The sequence below is a fragment of the Pleomorphomonas diazotrophica genome (assembly GCF_002844595.1).
Classification (GTDB): Bacteria; Pseudomonadota; Alphaproteobacteria; order Rhizobiales; family Pleomorphomonadaceae; genus Pleomorphomonas; species Pleomorphomonas diazotrophica.
The window spans coordinates 129,410-145,756 of sequence record NZ_PJNW01000011.1; the positions used below are offsets into that span (position 1 = coordinate 129,410).

Below are 16,347 nucleotides of genomic sequence, written 5' to 3' on the forward strand. Positions count from 1 at the left end.
TACCTTCCGCCGCAAAAGCATCCGCGCCATTTCAATGACAAACGGCCGTAGATGCAACTCCTTACATGCCATTTACCGGTGGAGAGGCGAGGAATCGACCCGGACGGCTCGATTTTCCCGCTGAAGTGTGGTTTTGGGAGCTGGAACGCGCGGCTCTCAAGGGCCGGCCAAGGGAATTTCATGATCAGGCATATCGTCTATTTCTCCGTCCGTTCCGAGGACGACCGCCAGCGGGTCCTCGACGGCCTTCGTCTGCTCGAGGCCAATCCGCATGCCCTGCTTCTCGAGGTGGGAGAGAACCTGAAGCTCGACAGCCTCGGCAATGAGGTGGACTTCGTTGTTTACGGCGAGTTCACGGACGCCGCCGCGCTCGATGCCTTCAAGGCGCATCCGAGCTATCAGGCGTCGATCGCCGCGGTGCGACCGCTTCGCGACCTTCGCATCGCCGCAGACGTCGTCGCGAGGAGGGAACGGCAATCGTCATGAGCGAGACAGGCGGCAAGACCACGACGACGGGTTATTCCATCGACGGCACCGCCTTCGCCGGCAAGCCGATCGAGCCCGGCCTCTATCCGGTGGCGACGCCAATCGGCAACCTTTCGGACATCTCGCTTCGGGCGCTCGACGTGCTGGCCGGCGCCGACCTCATCATCTGCGAGGATAGTCGCGTCACCGCCGTCTTGCTCGACCGCTACGGTATCCGCAAGCCGCTCGCCATCTACCACGAGCACAACGCCGCCCGCGAACGGCCGCGCCTTCTGGCCATGCTCCGGGGCGGCATGCGCCTCGCGCTGGTGTCCGATGCCGGCACGCCGCTGATTTCCGACCCAGGCTACAAACTGGTCGAGGAGGCCCTCACCGAGGGCATTCGCGTCATCCCCATTCCCGGCGCCTCGGCCATCCTGTCGGCCCTGGTGGCCGCCGGCCTGCCCACCGACACCTTCCTTTTCCTCGGCTTCCTGCCACACAAGGCTGGCACACGCCGCAATCGTCTCGCCGATTTCCGCACCGTGCCGGCAACACTCGTCACCTACGAATCGCCGCATCGGGCGGCCGAAACACTCGCCGACATGGCCGAGGTACTGGGGGGTGATCGGCCGGCGGCGCTCTGCCGCGAACTCACCAAGCGGTTCGAGGAGGTGCGACGCGGTACGTTGTCCGAACTGGCTGCCGGCGCCGAGGCCGATCCGCCGCGCGGCGAGATCGTGCTGGTGGTCGGCGCACCGCTGGGCGACCAAGCCGGCGAGGCCGACATCGAGGCGCTGCTTGCCGCCGCGCTCGAAAGCAAGGGCGCCGGACAAGCCGCCGCCGAGGTGGCAAAGGCCACCGGCCGGCCGCGCAAGGAGGTCTACGCGCTGGCCCTGAAGCTTAAGGCCGTGATCGACGCCGGCGGCGGAGACGCGGAATGAGGGCCGATCGCCGAGCCGGCCACGCCCGCGGCCTGGTGGCCGAGGGCATTGCCGCCTGGCTGCTGCGCCTCAAGGGTTACCGCGTGCTGGCCACCCGCTATCGCACGCCGCTCGGCGAAATCGACATCGTGGCGCGACGCGGCCAGGTACTGGCCTTCGTCGAAGTGAAGGCGCGCCCTTCCCTTGAGGCTGGCCTTGAGGCGATCGCCGCCGAAGGCTACCGACGCATCGAAGCGGCGGCCGATCTCTACCTGTCCCGCCACCCGCAATTCATCGATTTCACGCTGCGCTTCGACCTCGTGGTGGTCAGCCCGCGCCGCTGGCCGCTGCATGTCGAGAACGCGTTTTCGTGAAGTGCTTTCCCGTTGCGCGGCAGCCGGAAGCCGCCCATAAACGGGCGACCCTTTCCGAAGACGAGTTGCCGCCATGAGCCTTTCCGTCGCCGTCCAGATGGACCACATCGCCTCGATCCGCCTCGCCGGCGATTCCACCTTCGCGCTGATGCTCGAGGCGCAGAAGCGCGGTCACAGCCTCTTCCACTACACGCCAGACAAGCTGACGCTGCGTTCGGGACGGGTGACGGCGGCGATCGAGCCGGTGGTGGTGCGCGACGAGCCCGGCAACCACTTCACACTTGGATCGCCGGAGAAGACCGACCTCTCGACGCTCGACGTGGTACTGCTCCGTCAGGACCCGCCGTTCGACATGGCCTATCTTTCCACCACCTACATGCTGGAGCGCATCCATCCGTCGACGCTGGTGGTCAACGATCCGGCGGAAGTGCGTGACGCACCGGAAAAGCTGCTGGTGATGAACTATCCCGAGTTGATGCCGGAGACGATCATCACCCGCGATCCCGAGGAGATCAGGGCCTTCCGGGCCGAGTTCGGCGACATCGTGCTGAAGCCGCTCTACGGGGCCGGCGGCCAGGGCGTCTATCACGTGAAGCCCGACGACGACAATTTCAGCGCCTTCCTCGAACTGTTCATGACGCAGTCACGCGATCCCTTCATCGCCCAGCGCTATCTGCCGGCCGTCCGGGCGGGGGACAAGCGCATCATCCTGGTCGACGGCAAGTTCGCCGGCCTCGTCAACCGCGTGCCGGCGGAGGGCGATCTCCGCTCCAACATGGTGCGCGGCGGGGCGGCGGCCACCACCGAGGTGAGCAAGCGCGACCTCGAAATCTGCGAGGCGATCGGGCCGGAACTCCGCGACCGCGGCCTAATCTTCGTCGGCATCGACGTCATCGGCGACAAGCTGACCGAGATCAACGTGACGTCGCCCACCGGCATCCGCGCCATCAAGCGACTCGGGGGTCCCGATGTCGCAGCCTTGGTGTGGGACGCCATCGAATCCCACTTCTGAAGGATCAGAGCCCGACTTGAAACTCGCTGGGGCGCGGCAGATAGCGATGGTTTCGAGAACCGGAGCGGAGCGAACTTGAGGTTCGTGAGCACCGGAAGCGCAGAAAGCGAAGCTCAGGCATCCGCCCGAAAAGTTGCTGACTTTTCGGGCCAAGCGGATGCCCGGAGATGCCCGCCCCAGTAGAGTTTGGGGTCGGGCTCTCAGAACTTCTCGTCGGGGTAGACGCCCCAGAGCGAGGCTTGGGCGATCCAGCCGGAAAAGCCCTTGCCGTCGAGCCGGCACCAGGTGCCGTCGCATTTCTCGACCGGCGCCTGCACCTTCGGCTCGACGCGAGCGGTGACCCGGCTTGTGTCGTCGGGATCCGCGTGCAGGTCGATCTGGGTGCCGGCTGCGGCCCAGGGTGCGACAATGGCGGTGCGCGTACCCGACAGGAGCGAGTGGAACACCCAGCCCTCACCGCCCTCGAAATCGCGGATGCGCCGCCAGTTCTCGAACTCCTGGGTGATCTCCACCGGCATGCCGGCCCGCACGTAGCGCCAGATCACCGCCTGATCGCGCGAAGGGCCCTGGCGAATATTGACGGAGTCGGACTTCAGGCTGACGAAGCGAGGAACTGGCAGGCCGGAACTGCCGACGGTTTGCGCCAACGAAGGTCCCGCGAGCATCAGTCCCGCGGCCAGAATTGCCGCTGCCCGTCGCCTCGCCGCCCTCATCGCTGCCTGCCTTTCATGTCGGAGAACACGCGCCGCTCAACGGGGCGGCGCTTTTCTTAATGGTTGCCGGTCGAAGTTAACGTTGCGTCAACAACGCCGCCACATGGAATGACGCGGATCGGACCTCAGCCGGATTGACGCCCGGCGGCGGCTGGCCGACACTTGCGGCAACAGGCCGTCGCCCGCCGGCGGTCTTGAGGAAGGACGGGACGATAATATGGCCGGCAAAAAGCCCTTGGTGGTGGTGACGCGCAAACTGCCCGAGGTTGTGGAAGCCCGGATGCGCGAGCTGTTCGACGTCCGCCTCAACTCAACAGACCGGCCTATGACCCAGGCTGAACTGGTCGAGGCGAGCCGTGTCGCCGACGTGCTGGTGCCGACCGTCACCGACCGCGTCGACAGCGGCGTGATCGCCCAGGCCGGAGCCGGGCTGAAGCTGATCGCCAATTTCGGCAATGGCGTCGACAACATCGACGTCATCAAGGCGACCGAACGGGGCATCGCCGTCACCAATACGCCTGGCGTGCTCACCGAAGACACCGCCGACATGACCATGGCGCTGATCCTTGCCGTGCCGCGCCACATGGCCGGTGGTATGCGGGCGCTCCAGGCAGGGGAATGGCAGGGCTGGTCGCCGACCGGCATGCTCGGCAGCCGCCTTCGCGGCAAGAAGCTCGGCATCGTCGGCATGGGGCGCATCGGCCAGGCGGTGGCCCGCCGTGCCGGCGCCTTCGGCCTGTCGGTCTTCTATCACAATCGCCATCGCCTGCCGCCCGAGATCGAGGACAAGCTCTCGGCCACCTGGTGCGAGAGCCTCGACCAGATGCTGAACCGGATGGACATCGTCACGGTCCACTGCCCGCATACGCCGGCAACCTATCACCTCCTGTCGGCCCGACGGCTGAAGCTGATGCGGCCTGACGCCTATCTCATCAACACCGCCCGCGGTGAGATCGTCGATGAGGCGGCGCTGACGCGCATGCTGGTCGCAGGCGAGTTGGCCGGTGCCGGCCTCGACGTTTACGAGCAGGAACCCTCGATCAACCCGAAGCTCGTCAAATGTGGCCGGGCACTGCTGTTGCCGCACATGGGCTCGGCGACCATCGAAAGCCGCATCGAAATGGGCGAGAAGGTCATCGTCAACATCCGCGCCTTCATGGACGAGCACCACCTGCCCGACCGGGTGTTGCCGTCGATGCTTTGATTCCGGCCTCAGTCGCCGGGGGCCTCCGGCCCTTAAGCTTCCGCTTCGCGCGGCGCCGCTTGGCGCCGGAAGCCGCGTCCCGCGGCTTCAGCTCAATATCCACTTTGCGGAGGTTAGCCTCAGGCCGGCAGCTTCAGGCCGGAATCGCGGGCGAGTTGGGCGAGACTGACCGCCGGACGCGGGCCGATATGGCCGACGCATTCACCACCCGCCAGACAGCCGAGCCGAGCCGCCTCGACGAGCGAAAGACCGCGCGACCGGGCGTAGAGGAAGCCGGCCGCGAACTGGTCGCCAGCGCCGGTCATGTCCACCAGTTCATCCACCTTAACGGCCGGTGCCGAGACGAGGTCGTCGCCCTCGAAGGCCAGCGCGCCCTCTTCTCCGAGCGTCACGGCAGCGGCCTTGCAGTCGCGCCTGAGGCAGCCAACCGCCGTGTCGAGATCATGCGTCTCGTAAAGCGCCTTGGCCTCTTCCTTGTTGGCGAAGACCAGATCGACCATGCCCGTGCGCATCAGCTCAAGAAACTCGGCACGGAAGCGATCGACGCAGAAGCTGTCGGACAGGGTGAGCGAGACCAGGCGGCCGTGGGCGTGGGCGATAGCCGCAGCCTTGCGGAAGGCCTCCTTGGCGGCCGGCGGGTCCCACAGAAAGCCTTCGAGGTAGGTGTAGCGAGCGGCGGCTACCGTCTTCTCCTCGATGTCGTCGACGGTGAGATGATGGCAGGCGCCCAGATAGGTGTTCATCGTCCGCTCGCTGTCGGGCGTGATCAGGATCATGCTGCGGGCGGTGGGGGCACCGTCAAACAACGGACGCGTCTCAAAATGCACGCCCTGCGAACGGATGTCGTGCGTGAATACCTCGCCGAAAGCGTCAGTCGCCACCTTGCCGATATAGGCGGCGTGACCGCCGAACGAGGCGACGCCGGCCGCGGTGTTGGCCGCCGAACCGCCTGATGCCTCGACCGCCGGCCCCATCATGTCATAGATCCGCCCGGCCTCCTCGGCATCGATCAGCCGCATCATGCCCTTGGTGACGCCAAGCTTCACCAACATGTCTTCTTCGGTGGGAGAAAGAATGTCGACGATGGCATTGCCGATGGTCAGCACATCGAGGTCGAGGCTCATCTGAAAACGTCTCCTTGGTCCGGGATCGCGGCGGACAGGTCTTCCATTTGGCCTAGACCATTCCCAACTGACCGACAAGCCGCACCATTACGGCATACAGGGAAGTGACTGAAGAATGCTGAATGCCGTCCTGACCTCGCTCCGAGACATCCCGACGCCACCGTTTCGCGCGGTTTTGTGGAAGTCGATCGGGCTCACGCTCGCTCTGCTCGCCGTTGTCTGGATCGGCACCTTCGCGGTGGCGGATTATCTCGTAGCCATGCTTCCGGTGGAATGGCAGACCGCCGCCGACTGGCTGGCCGGGCTGCTGCTGTTCGTCGGTCTCGGCTTCCTGGTGGCGCCAGTGACGGCCCTGTTCGCCGGCCTCTACGCCGACGAGGTGGCGGAGGTGGTGGAACGGACGCGCTACCCCACAGAACGGCCGGGTGTCTCTCAGTCACTGATGATCGGCTTTCTCTCGGCGCTGCGGTTCACCGGCTTCGTCGTGCTGGTCAACATCGCCATGTTGCCGCTGTTGTTCCTGCCCGGCATCAACGTGCCGATCTTCCTGATCGTGAACGCCTATCTGCTGGGACGGGAGTATTTCGAGCAGGCGGCGATGCGCTTCCGTTCGCCGGAAGATGCCCGGGTGTTCCGGAGCGCCCATTCCGGCAAGGTCATGCTGGGTGGCCTCACCATCGCGGCGCTGCTGGCCATCCCCGTCGTCAACATCCTGACGCCGCTCTACGCCACGGCCTTGATGGTCCATGTCGTGAAGCTCGCCGAGCGCCAGGACCGGGCCTGACCGCCAATCATGCCGGCGGCGTGCCGTTGTCGGCCAGCACCTCGCCGGCGAGATAGAGCGAGCCGCAGATCAGGATGCGCGGCGCGGGCCCCGACCAAGTGTCGCGGAGGTGGGCAAGCGCGGCGGCGACACCGCCCGTCGCCATGGCCGTGACGCCGGCGCCACGCGCTTCGGCGGCAAGCGCCTGCGGGTCGCGCGCCGCGTCCGATCCGCGGATGGGCACGGTGTAGACGCGGCGGGCGAGGCCCGCGAAAGCCTCGAAAAAGCCAACCGGGTCCTTGGTGGCGAGCATGCCGGCAATGAGCACCAGTGGCCGGGCGACACGCTCCTCCAAATCGGCCATCGCGGAAGCGATGACCTCGCCGGCACCGGGGTTGTGCCCGCCGTCCAGCCAGATCTCCGATCCTTCCGGCGCCGCATCAACGATGGAGCCGGCGGTGAGGCGCTGCAGGCGCGCCGGCCACTCGACGCGCTCCATGCCACGCTCGAAGGCGTCATGCCCGACGCGGAAGCCGGAGGCCCGCACGGCAGCGATGGCCGTGCCGGCATTGACGATCTGGTGGCTGCCGGGAAGGCGCGGTCGCGGCAGGTCGAGAAGACCGTCGACATCCTGAAACACCAGACGACCATGCTCCTCGAAGGCAGTCCAGTCCTGACCACCGATCATGAGCGACCCGGCGCGGATTTCCGCGGCCACCCGCTCCACCACGGCGACGACGCCATCAGGGTTGGGCGATAGCACGACCGGCGCGCCAGCCTTGAGTATACCGGCCTTCTCGAAGGCGATCTTCTCGACCGTGTCGCCGAGATAGGCCTGATGGTCGAGCGAGATCGAGGTTATGACGGACACGGCCGGACGGTCGATCACATTGGTGGAATCGAACCGGCCGCCAAGGCCGACCTCCAGCAGCAACGCGTCAGCCGGCCGCTCGGCAAACAGCAGAAAGCCGGCGGCGGTCAGAAGCTCGAACAGCGTGATCGCCTCGTCACCATTGGCCTTCTCCGTGCGAGAGAGCGCATCGGCAAAGGCATCGTCATCGACGAAGCTCGACGCGCCCGGGCCGTCGGCGAGGCGGAAGCGCTCGTTATAGCGCACGAGATGCGGCGATGTGTCGGCATGCACGCGAAGCCCTTCGGCCTCGAGGATTGCCCGAAGAAAGGCAACCGTAGAGCCCTTGCCATTGGTGCCGGCGACGTGAAAAACCGGCGGCGCGCGGCGTTCGGGATTGCCGAGCGCGCCGAGCAGTCGGCGGATGCGGCCGAGCGACAGGTCGAAGCCCTTCGGCCAGCGGGCGCCAAGACGGTCGATGATGTCGAGCGGCGTTTCCATAGCATAGTCCGGATACGGGCCGAGGGCCCGAAAGGAAAGCGCCGCCTGACGGCGGCGCGGAGGATCGAAAAATCGAGACCGCTCGCCGTCAGGCCGGGATGAGCGCGGTACCCTTGGCATGGGTCAGCAGGCGGACAAGACGGCCGATGGTGGCACGCATCTCATGGCGGTGCACCACGAGATCGACCATGCCGTGCTCGTGAAGATACTCGGAGCGCTGGAAGCCTTCCGGCAGCTTCTCGCGAATGGTCTGCTCGATGACGCGAGGACCGGCGAAGCCGATCAGAGCCCCTGGCTCGGCGATATGCACGTCGCCCAGCATGGCATAGGAGGCGGTGACGCCACCGAGCGTCGGGTTGGTGAGCACGACGAGATAAGGCAGGCCCGCCTCGCGCAGCATCTCGACCGCCACCGTGGTGCGCGGCATCTGCATCAGCGACAGGATGCCCTCCTGCATGCGGGCGCCACCGGAGGCGGTGAACATCACGAAGGCGGCCGAACGGGCCACTGCCTCTTCCATGCCGCGAATGATCGCTTCGCCAGCAGCTGTGCCGAGCGAGCCGCCCATGAAGTCGAAGTCCTGCACCGCGGCGACCACCGCATTGCCCTCGACGCGGCCGGCGCCGACCAGCACGGCATCATCATTGCCGGTCTTGGCCCGCGAATCGCGCAGTCGGTCGACGTAGCGCTTCTCGTCGCGGAACTTGAGCGGATCCTGCGTCACGGCAGGCGTCGCAATCGCCTCGTAATCGCTGCCGTCGAAGAGCTGAACGAAGCGCTCCTTGGGCGGCATGCGCATGTGATAGCCGGAGTTGGGGATCACCCACTGGTTGGCTTCGAGGTCGCGGTGGAAAACCATCTCGCCGGTCTCGGGGCATTTTACCCAGAGATTCTCGGGCACATCGCGCTTGGCGGACCAGAGGGAACGGATTTTCGGGCGGACGACGTTGTTGATCCAGTTCACGGGGAATTTCGACCTTTGCTCGCGGAACGCCGGCCGGCCATGCCGCTCCCGGCGCAGAACCGGCCGCAGCCAGGGCTCAGGGCGCTGCCGGTCCTTCGTCGACGGCTCTCATAGCACAGCCTTCCCAAGGACCAAAGTCGTTTTGCCGCGGGCGTTGGCAGGTCCGGCGGGGCCGCGCCCACCGGGAAAAGCCGCTTTCCCGTGAAGGCCGCTCGGGTTAGCCTGTGCCGCCCCAGGAGACAGCCATGCCGATGCCCATCATCGAACGCCGCCGTATCGAGGCGGAAATTGTCGGTCATCTCTATCGTGAGCTCGTGACCCGCTTCGGCGAAGGGCCGGCGCGCCAGGCCATCGACGCAGCCATTCGCAAGGCGGCGGTGGCCCATGGCGAAAAATGCCGGGTCGACCTTGGTCATACGCCGGACTTCGCCGATTTCGAGGCCATTCTGCCGGCCTGGACGGCGGAGGATGCACTGACGATCGAGGTGAAGGAATCAACCGCTGATCGTTTTTCCTACGACGTCACCCGTTGTCGTTATGCCGAAACCTACAGGGAGATGGGCCTCGCCGATATAGGCGCGCTGCTTTCATGCAATCGAGATGCCGCCTTCTGCGAAGGCTACAATCCCGCGATGCGGCTCGAACGCACCGAGACCATCATGGAAGGCGGCCGACGCTGCGATTTCCGCTATCGTCTCGACAAGACGGGAGATTAACCCCCTCGGCTGAGGGCTCTCCGCCAAGCTTTTGTTTCAGACCGTTTGCATGGAAACCGGCCGTTCGTCGAAATCGCCGCTCAACCACCGGTGCCAGTCTTGCATCCGCCAGCCAAATCGGTTGATGAAAGATCAGGCAGAAACGAAAATTACAGAGATAATGGGACACAAAGGTCATCGCAGGCCTTTGTCGGCGTTGGTTTTGGCCTCGGAGCCATCCGATATGACCTGCGGCGCGGAAAGAAAGCGATGAAAGTCGGGGTTCGCGATATTGCCAGGGAGGCGGGCGTCGCCGTCAGCACCGTGTCGCATGTCCTCAACGGAACGGCCTCGATCAGCCGCGAGGTGCGCGACCGCGTGCTGGCCGCAGCGCGCGAGCTCGGCTATCTCGACCAGCGACGGGCCAAAGCGACCATCGCCACCATGGAACGCGTGGTGGTGGCCTTGTCCCGAGACTTCGAGACCACAGGCGATGCTGCCTTTCGCAACCGGGCTCTCCTTCAGGGGCTCAAGCAGGAATGCGAGCGTCGGTCGTTGAAGATCACCACCTGCATGTCCGGTGACGCCGGCTTTGACGTCGGCAAGCTGGAAGAGATGGCCCGCGCCGAAAAGGCCCGAGGCGTCATCGTCATGAGCAGTGGAGGCCGGCTCGACCTCGGCGGCCTCGTCAAGTCAGGCCTGTCGCTGGTCATCATGAATGGCGAGGAACAGCTGCGCCGGGCCGACGCGGTGGTGCCCGCCAACGCCTTCGCAGCCGGCGCCGCCCTTCGCTACCTCGCCGACGCCGGACACAGCCGTGTGCTGATGCTGGGCACAACCTGTCGCGACCACCTGGCCGCCCGGCGCGCCGGCTTCGCCGAAGCGATCGAAACCCTGGGCCTCACAGCCGCCGAGGCGCTCGTCGCGTCCGATGACAGCGTCGAGGCGGGAGAGGCCGCCGTTGCCCTGCGACTAAGCGAAACCGGCGGTCTCGATGGTGCCACCGCCATCTCCTGTCTTTCCGATCCGCTCGCCGAAGGCGCCTTGAAAGCGCTGGCGGCAGCCGGCCTCAAGGTGCCTGCCGACATATCGGTCATCGGCTGCGACGGCGTCCGAGAGACGCAGCCAGCTGAACTCGCAACAGTCAGGCTCGGTTATGACGATCTCGCCAGGTCGGCTCTCGCCATTATGGAATCACGACTGATGGTCCCCAAGCCGGTGCGCTCGTGCATTCTCGTGGAGTTCGGCGCCGAACTCATTTCCGGAGCCACCGTTGGTCCGCCGCCCAACGCGCCAACGCGGCGGAGCGGCGGCGGCGCCGCTTCGACGGATAGCACGCGGTATCGGCGCAGCGTCGGCGGGGGGGAGCCCGATGCGGGTCTTGTTTTTAATCGATTCCACTGATCTCAGGCGCTGGCAAGCCGAAGCGATCACCGGGGTACTGGCCGCCATCGGGGCAAGCGGCACCATTGCCACGGTCGCAGGTCCGTCACCGGCGGGTCTGCTCGATCTCTGCCTCGCCTTCGAATCCCTTGCCTTCCGCCGGCCGCGCAGCGAGCCGCTGGACCGACTGTCGCCTGCCGCGTTGAATCTGCCCCCGAGCGACGGCAACGCCGATATTGTCATCGACCTTGCCGCCACGACGGAGGTGTCCTTCGATCGGCTGTTGATCACGGTGGGCGGTGTCGGAGTGGCAGCCGGCGCGGCCGACGCCGTCATGGCCGGCGAAGAGCCCTTTCTCGATCTCGTCGCTGTCACCGGCGGTCTGCATCGTCTGGTCGGTCGGTGGCATGTTGCCGTGGAGGACAGACGGCATCTCGGATCCGGTATGACCACCGCTGCCAGCCGGGCAATCGAGATGCTGACGCTCGCCGCCAGCCGCCTTGCAGCCGGCGCGACGCTCCACGACCTGACGCTGCCACGTGTCGAAACGGAGCCGCGGCCACATCGCCCCGGAAGTCCGGGCCGTTTCACCGCCGCCGCCTTTGCGCGCTATCTTGCCGGTCGCCTGGAGCGTCTCGTAAGGACTCCCCCAAACTGGGCGGTAGCCTGGCGGATCGATGAGACCGGCGACAATGCGCTGCCGGTGATCGCCGACCGACCCTGGCGTCGGCTCCTCGACGACGGGGAGCGCTTTTACGCTGACCCCTTCGTGGTCCGATATGGAGGCCGCACTACTCTGCTGGTGGAGGAGTTTCCGTTCGCGACCCAGAAGGGCATCATCTCGGCGGTGGAACTCGGTGCCGACGGCCCGATCGGCACACCGCGGCCGGTGATCGAGACCGGCTGCCACCTGTCCTATCCCTTCGTCTTCGAGGAAGACGGAACGCTCTACATGATTCCGGAGACATCCGGCCGGCGCCAGGTGCAGCTTTGGCGGGCGGTCGAGTTCCCCGATCGCTGGGAACCGGTGGCGGTGCTGATCGATGACATCGATCTGGGGGATGCCACGCTGCTTCGGGCGGACGGCCGTTACCATCTGTTCGGCACCGTACGCCCAAACTGGGGTTCAAGCTGGGATGGGCTTGCGGTGTTCACCGCTGAAAGACTCGCCGGACCATGGGCACCGCTGTTCGCCGGCCCGGCCAAGGTGGATGTCGCCTCGGCGCGGCCGGCAGGGCGAATGTTTCCCCTGGGCAAGAGTGTCGTCAGGCCGTTCCAGGACAGCTCAGGCGGCTATGGTGCCGGTCTTGGCTTTGCCCGCGTCGATCGCCTCGACGCGAGCGGCTATGCCGAGACGCCTCTTGTGACCTTGCGGCCGGCGCCGCCTCTGTCGGGGCTTCACACCTACAACAGGGGCGGCGGCTTCGAGGTGATCGACGTTATCGCCGATGCTGACGCAACCATCGTCACCCCGTGACGCCTCGTGCTGTCACCAACGGTGACGGCGGGGACCGCAGTCCATGATCTCCATCCGCTGATAGCGGACGATGCGGCCCCAGGGATCGACGATCGGTCGGTTGACCCAGCGCGTCCGACAGGCGGGCGGCCCCCAACCCGGGGCTCCCCATCCCGGCCGTCCCCAGCCCGGTCCGGGCGGCGGAGGCGGAGGTCCCCACCCCCAACGCGGCGGCGGCGGCATACGCGGACCGTCGTGATAACCAAAATAGAAACCGTCGGCAGCGGCGCTCGAAGCGGAGCCGGCAAGGCCGGCAGCGGCAATCAGCGCCACCGCGAGGGAGGCGACAAGGGTCGTGAGAAGACGCCGGTGGAACATGGCAAGGCCTCCTTGGAGCGCGGACCCACCGGCTTTCTACCGTCGGGCCATCATGAGCACGTTTCTACATCTCTTCCCTTGAACCGACCCTGAGCCCTGCGTTCATCGGCCATTCAGCTTTTCGGCCGACAGTTCGCATTGAGAGAGGCTGATGACCGAACCTGTCCCGCTCATTACCGTAGCACCCGATCTTGCCGCCGCCATCACCGATTGGCGGCGCTGGCTCAGCGACTTGCGCCGTCTCAGCCCCAGGACGGTGGAAGCCTACGGCCGCGACACCGAGGATTTCCTTCGCTTCCTGACCGGTCACCTCGGCTCACCGCCGACCATTTCCGACCTGGGGCGGCTCGTACCGGCCGATTACCGCGCCTTTCTTGCGCGCCGCCGACGCGATGGTCTGGCGGCACCGAGCCTTGCCCGCGGCCTTTCAGGCATCCGGTCGCTGATTCGCTTCCTCGAAAAGCGCGGAGAGGCGAGCAGTGCAGCGGTCACCGCCGTTGCCGCTCCGAAGACGCCGCGCCGCCTGCCCCGGCCGCTTGGCGTCGCCGATGCCCTCTCTCTCGTTTCCGATGCCGGTGCTCTCGCGGATGAACCATGGGTCGCCGCCCGCGATGCCGCCGTGTTGGCATTGCTCTATGGCGCCGGCCTGCGTATTTCCGAAGCCCTGGCGCTGACCGCCGCCGAGGCGCCCCCCGAAGTGGGCGGAGCCCTGCGCGTCACGGGCAAGGGCGGCAAGACGCGTCTGGTGCCGGTGCTGCCGGCGGTGGGACGGGCTGTTGCCGCCTATGTCCGCCTCGCGCCCTTCCGCCTCGCCCCGGATCAACCGCTGTTTCGCGGCGTGCAGGGCGGCCCGCTGTCGCCGCGGGTCGTCCAGCTCGCCGTCCAGCGGCTGCGCGGCGCGCTCGGCCTCCCCGAGACGGCGACGCCGCACGCGCTCCGGCACTCCTTCGCCACGCATCTTCTCGGCTCCGGCGGCGACCTGCGCACCATCCAGGAACTGCTCGGCCATGCCAATCTGTCGACGACGCAGGTCTATACCTCGGTCGACGCCGAGCGGCTGGTTGCCGCGTGGAAGGGGGCGCATCCGCGCGCCTGAGGCCGAGAATGCGCACCGCCCGGCTTTCCTTGCTTCGCCCGATGGCTTAAGGCTTGCCCGCCCACCCCATTTGTCGGGAGCCCTTTCGGGCCATTTCTCTTGAAAGCCTCTACCCTTCCCTCAACCGGCCCGAACTGGCTCGGCTATGGATTTGCCGCCCTCGGCGCCGTGCTGTTTGCCGCCAAGGGCATCCTTATCAAGCTCGCCTTCGCCGAGGGTGTCGACACGTTGACGCTGCTCGCGCTGCGGATGGGCCTTTCGGTGCCGATCTACGTCGCCGTGGGCCTCCTGGCCTATGGCCGCGGACGCCAGAAGGCGGTGCCCTTGCCCGCTTACGGCAAGGCGCTGTTGATCGGAATGATCGGCTACTGGTTCTCGTCCTATGCCGATTTCAAGGGCCTCGAAACCCTGACGCCGCAGTTCGAGCGGCTGATTCTCTTCACCTATCCGCTGTTCGTCCTGCTCATCGGCGCCATCCTCTTCCACGTGCCCTTGCGCTGGAAGTCGCTGATGGCGTTTGGCATCGCCTATCTCGGCCTTGTCGTCGTATTTCTTGCGGACTTCAAAACGGGGGGCGGAGATATCGCCGTCGGTGCGCTATGGGTGCTGGGCGCTGCCGTCTCCTTTGCGCTCTACCAGTTGCTCGCCGGCGGCAGCATCGCCATCCTGGGCGCACCGCTCTTCACATCCGTCGCCATGACCGGCGCGGCCGTCGTGATCTTCCTGCAGTTCCTGGTGACGCACCCGTTGTCGGCACTCATGGTGTCCGGTCGCGCTTTCGCGCTGGCGGTGGCCCTGGCGATCGGGGCTACGGTGTTGCCGAGCTTTCTGATGAGCGCAGCGCTGTCTCGCATTTCGGCGGCGGCCAACTCCACCATCGGTACGCTGTCGCCGGTGGTGACGCTGTTGCTTGCCGTCTCGATTCTCGGCGAGCCACTGCGCGGCGTCGATCTCCTGGGAACGGCGCTGGTGGTCGGCGGCGTCGGTCTGTTCACGGTCGTCGACCGGCGCCGTCGCTAATAATCTCAGGCGTGGATCGCTCGCTTGTCGACGGCGAGCGCGGCCTCCTTCATGGCTTCCGACAGCGTCGGATGGGCGTGGCACGTGCGCGCGAGATCCTCGGCCGAGCCGGAGAACTCCATCAGCACCGCCGCCTCGGCGATCGCTTCGCCGGCGCCCGGACCAATGATGTGCACGCCGAGCACCCGGTCGGTGTCGGCATGCGCCAGCACTTTGACGAAGCCGTCGGTCTTGAGGATCGACTTGGCACGGCCGTTGGCGATGAAACTGAACTTGCCGGCCTTGTAGGGCACGCCGGCCGCCTTGAGATCTTCTTCGGTCCGGCCGACGGCGGCAACCTCCGGCGAGGTGTAGACCACCGCCGGAATGACGTCGTAATTGACATGACCCGCCTTGCCGGCCAGGAGTTCGGCAACCGCGATACCCTCGTCCTCGGCCTTGTGGGCGAGCATCGGGCCGGTCACCACGTCGCCGATGGCATAGATACCCGACACGCTCGTGGCGTAATGGCCATCGATTTCCACCCTGCCCTTGCCATCAAGCTTCACGCCGACCTCGGCAAGGCCGAGGCCTTCGGTGTAGGGCCTGCGGCCGACCGCCACCAGCACGACATCGGCGGCGATCGTTTCGGCTTCGCCGCCGGCTGCCGGCTCGAAACTCACCTTGCCACCTTCGACGCCCGTCACCTTGCGGCCGAGCTTGAACGTGAAACCCTGCCGCTCCAGGAGCTTCTGGAAGGTCTTGGCCACCTCGCCGTCGAGACCCGGCAGGATGCGGTCGAGATATTCGATCACCGTCACGCGCGCGCCCAGGCGCTGCCACACCGACCCAAGCTCGAGACCAATGACGCCGGCGCCAATCACCACCAGATGCCCGGGCACCTTTTCGAGCGACAACGCACCGGTCGAGGACACAACGGTCTTTTCATCGATGGTGATGCCGGGCAGGCTCGCCACGTCCGAACCGGTGGCGATCAGGATGGTCTTCGCTTCGACCGTTGTTTTCTCGCCACCCTCGGCGGTGACCTCCACCTTGCCCGGAGCGAGGATACGGCCGGCGCCACGATGGACGGTGATCTTGTTCTTCTTGAACAGGAAGTCGATGCCCTGAACGTTGCTGCGGACGGTGGCATGCTTGTGACCCATCATCGCCGGCAAATCGAGCTCGGGCGTGCCGACCTTGACGCCGAGCTTGGCAAAGACGTGGCCGGCCTCATGAAACATCTCGGAGGCATGCAACAGCGCCTTGGAGGGAATGCAGCCGACGTTGAGGCAGGTGCCGCCATGGCTCGCCCGCTTCTCGACGACGGCCACATTCATGCCGAGCTGGGCGGCGCGAATGGCTGCCACATAGCCGCCGGGGCCGGTACCGATGACAACGAGATCGAAGGACATCAAAGCACTCCTTTGAGGCTGCAGCGGCTTGT

At 66.1% G+C, this 16,347-nt stretch carries 17 protein-coding genes; 11 read left to right on the plus strand and 6 right to left on the minus strand.

Going from position 1 to position 16,347, the window contains the following annotated elements; all coding sequences use genetic code 11:
- The first annotated feature begins 180 nt into the window (after positions 1-180).
- The 4 genes from CXZ10_RS13970 to gshB all read left to right on the plus strand — a co-directional run bounded on the left by CXZ10_RS13970 (position 181) and on the right by gshB (position 2,774).
- Positions 181-486: a Dabb family protein gene (locus CXZ10_RS13970; RefSeq protein WP_101289956.1), complete on the plus strand. Its 306-nt coding sequence runs from the start codon at positions 181-183 to the stop codon at positions 484-486.
- Positions 483-1,409 carry a 16S rRNA (cytidine(1402)-2'-O)-methyltransferase gene (gene rsmI / locus CXZ10_RS13975; RefSeq protein ID WP_180335995.1) on the plus strand — a complete coding sequence of 309 codons (927 nt, stop codon included), beginning with the start codon at positions 483-485 and terminating at the stop codon, positions 1,407-1,409. Before CXZ10_RS13970 ends, rsmI begins: the two co-directional genes overlap by 4 nt.
- Positions 1,406-1,762: a YraN family protein gene (locus CXZ10_RS13980; RefSeq protein WP_101289957.1), complete on the plus strand. Its 357-nt coding sequence runs from the start codon at positions 1,406-1,408 to the stop codon at positions 1,760-1,762. Before rsmI ends, CXZ10_RS13980 begins: the two co-directional genes overlap by 4 nt.
- Before the next feature lie 73 nt (positions 1,763-1,835).
- Positions 1,836-2,774: a glutathione synthase gene (gshB, locus tag CXZ10_RS13985; protein WP_101289958.1), complete on the plus strand. Its 939-nt coding sequence runs from the start codon at positions 1,836-1,838 to the stop codon at positions 2,772-2,774.
- Between the two features lie 200 nt (positions 2,775-2,974).
- Here the strand turns inward: gshB and CXZ10_RS13990 are convergent, their stop codons facing one another.
- A complete protein-coding gene (locus CXZ10_RS13990; RefSeq protein ID WP_180335996.1) occupies positions 2,975-3,487 on the minus strand; it encodes an SH3 domain-containing protein in 513 nt (170 codons plus the stop codon).
- Positions 3,488-3,704: 217 nt separating this feature from the next.
- Between CXZ10_RS13990 and CXZ10_RS13995 the strand changes: the two genes are divergently transcribed.
- Entirely contained in the window at positions 3,705-4,691 is a 987-nt protein-coding gene (locus tag CXZ10_RS13995; RefSeq protein ID WP_101289960.1) for a 2-hydroxyacid dehydrogenase, read from the plus strand.
- Positions 4,692-4,810: 119 nt separating this feature from the next.
- Here CXZ10_RS13995 and CXZ10_RS14000 read toward each other — a convergent pair whose 3' ends face one another.
- A complete protein-coding gene (locus tag CXZ10_RS14000) occupies positions 4,811-5,815 on the minus strand; it encodes an adenosine kinase (RefSeq protein ID WP_101289961.1) in 1,005 nt (334 codons plus the stop codon).
- 115 nt (positions 5,816-5,930) lie between these two features.
- On the opposite strand from CXZ10_RS14000, the gene CXZ10_RS14005 reads away from it, so the two are divergent.
- Entirely contained in the window at positions 5,931-6,599 is a 669-nt protein-coding gene (locus CXZ10_RS14005) for a sulfate transporter family protein (protein WP_101289962.1), read from the plus strand.
- 7 nt (positions 6,600-6,606) lie between these two features.
- Here CXZ10_RS14005 and CXZ10_RS14010 read toward each other — a convergent pair whose 3' ends face one another.
- Both CXZ10_RS14010 and accD read right to left on the minus strand, forming a co-directional pair.
- Entirely contained in the window at positions 6,607-7,929 is a 1,323-nt protein-coding gene (locus CXZ10_RS14010) for a bifunctional folylpolyglutamate synthase/dihydrofolate synthase (RefSeq protein WP_101289963.1), read from the minus strand.
- Positions 7,930-8,017: 88 nt separating this feature from the next.
- On the minus strand, positions 8,018-8,893 hold the full coding sequence (gene accD / locus CXZ10_RS14015) for an acetyl-CoA carboxylase, carboxyltransferase subunit beta (RefSeq protein WP_101289964.1): 876 nt from the start codon (positions 8,891-8,893) through the stop codon (positions 8,018-8,020).
- A 245-nt stretch (positions 8,894-9,138) separates the two neighbouring features.
- Here accD and CXZ10_RS14020 point away from each other — a divergent pair, with 245 nt between their 5' ends.
- The 3 genes from CXZ10_RS14020 to CXZ10_RS14030 all read left to right on the plus strand — a co-directional run bounded on the left by CXZ10_RS14020 (position 9,139) and on the right by CXZ10_RS14030 (position 12,448).
- Positions 9,139-9,609 carry an L-2-amino-thiazoline-4-carboxylic acid hydrolase gene (locus tag CXZ10_RS14020; protein ID WP_101289965.1) on the plus strand — a complete coding sequence of 157 codons (471 nt, stop codon included), beginning with the start codon at positions 9,139-9,141 and terminating at the stop codon, positions 9,607-9,609.
- 249 nt (positions 9,610-9,858) lie between these two features.
- Positions 9,859-10,992: a LacI family DNA-binding transcriptional regulator gene (locus tag CXZ10_RS14025; protein WP_101289966.1), complete on the plus strand. Its 1,134-nt coding sequence runs from the start codon at positions 9,859-9,861 to the stop codon at positions 10,990-10,992.
- Positions 10,970-12,448: a glucosamine inositolphosphorylceramide transferase family protein gene (locus CXZ10_RS14030; protein ID WP_149744467.1), complete on the plus strand. Its 1,479-nt coding sequence runs from the start codon at positions 10,970-10,972 to the stop codon at positions 12,446-12,448. The genes CXZ10_RS14025 and CXZ10_RS14030 overlap by 23 nt, the downstream gene beginning before the upstream one ends.
- A gap of 12 nt (positions 12,449-12,460) precedes the next feature.
- Here CXZ10_RS14030 and CXZ10_RS14035 read toward each other — a convergent pair whose 3' ends face one another.
- Positions 12,461-12,805, minus strand: a complete 345-nt coding sequence (locus CXZ10_RS14035; protein ID WP_101289968.1) for a hypothetical protein — start codon at positions 12,803-12,805, stop codon at positions 12,461-12,463.
- Between the two features lie 151 nt (positions 12,806-12,956).
- On the opposite strand from CXZ10_RS14035, the gene CXZ10_RS14040 reads away from it, so the two are divergent.
- Together CXZ10_RS14040 and CXZ10_RS14045 are read left to right on the plus strand one after the other, a co-directional pair.
- Positions 12,957-13,901: a tyrosine recombinase XerC gene (locus CXZ10_RS14040; RefSeq protein WP_101289969.1), complete on the plus strand. Its 945-nt coding sequence runs from the start codon at positions 12,957-12,959 to the stop codon at positions 13,899-13,901.
- Positions 13,902-14,000: 99 nt separating this feature from the next.
- A complete protein-coding gene (locus CXZ10_RS14045; protein ID WP_101289970.1) occupies positions 14,001-14,921 on the plus strand; it encodes a DMT family transporter in 921 nt (306 codons plus the stop codon).
- Positions 14,922-14,926: 5 nt separating this feature from the next.
- Here CXZ10_RS14045 and lpdA read toward each other — a convergent pair whose 3' ends face one another.
- Positions 14,927-16,315, minus strand: coding sequence for a dihydrolipoyl dehydrogenase (lpdA, locus tag CXZ10_RS14050; RefSeq protein WP_101289971.1), 1,389 nt, complete (start codon positions 16,313-16,315; stop codon positions 14,927-14,929).
- Positions 16,316-16,347 lie beyond the last annotated feature (32 nt).

Bases quoted from the DNA above. Each gene is read 5' to 3' on its own strand.
- CXZ10_RS14040 (WP_101289969.1), top strand. From the start codon at position 12,957: ATGACCGAACCTGTCCCGCTCATTACCGTAGCACCCGATCTTGCCGCC.
- CXZ10_RS14020 (WP_101289965.1), top strand. From the start codon at position 9,139: ATGCCGATGCCCATCATCGAACGCCGCCGTATCGAGGCGGAAATTGTC.
- CXZ10_RS13990 (WP_180335996.1), bottom strand. From the start codon at position 3,487: ATGAGGGCGGCGAGGCGACGGGCAGCGGCAATTCTGGCCGCGGGACTG.
- CXZ10_RS14035 (WP_101289968.1), bottom strand. From the start codon at position 12,805: ATGTTCCACCGGCGTCTTCTCACGACCCTTGTCGCCTCCCTCGCGGTG.
- gshB (WP_101289958.1), top strand. From the start codon at position 1,836: ATGAGCCTTTCCGTCGCCGTCCAGATGGACCACATCGCCTCGATCCGC.
- CXZ10_RS14000 (WP_101289961.1), bottom strand. From the start codon at position 5,815: ATGAGCCTCGACCTCGATGTGCTGACCATCGGCAATGCCATCGTCGAC.
- CXZ10_RS14010 (WP_101289963.1), bottom strand. From the start codon at position 7,929: ATGGAAACGCCGCTCGACATCATCGACCGTCTTGGCGCCCGCTGGCCG.
- CXZ10_RS13995 (WP_101289960.1), top strand. From the start codon at position 3,705: ATGGCCGGCAAAAAGCCCTTGGTGGTGGTGACGCGCAAACTGCCCGAG.
- CXZ10_RS14005 (WP_101289962.1), top strand. From the start codon at position 5,931: ATGCTGAATGCCGTCCTGACCTCGCTCCGAGACATCCCGACGCCACCG.
- CXZ10_RS13980 (WP_101289957.1), top strand. From the start codon at position 1,406: ATGAGGGCCGATCGCCGAGCCGGCCACGCCCGCGGCCTGGTGGCCGAG.
- rsmI (WP_180335995.1), top strand. From the start codon at position 483: ATGAGCGAGACAGGCGGCAAGACCACGACGACGGGTTATTCCATCGAC.
- CXZ10_RS14025 (WP_101289966.1), top strand. From the start codon at position 9,859: ATGAAAGTCGGGGTTCGCGATATTGCCAGGGAGGCGGGCGTCGCCGTC.
- CXZ10_RS13970 (WP_101289956.1), top strand. From the start codon at position 181: ATGATCAGGCATATCGTCTATTTCTCCGTCCGTTCCGAGGACGACCGC.
- lpdA (WP_101289971.1), bottom strand. From the start codon at position 16,315: ATGTCCTTCGATCTCGTTGTCATCGGTACCGGCCCCGGCGGCTATGTG.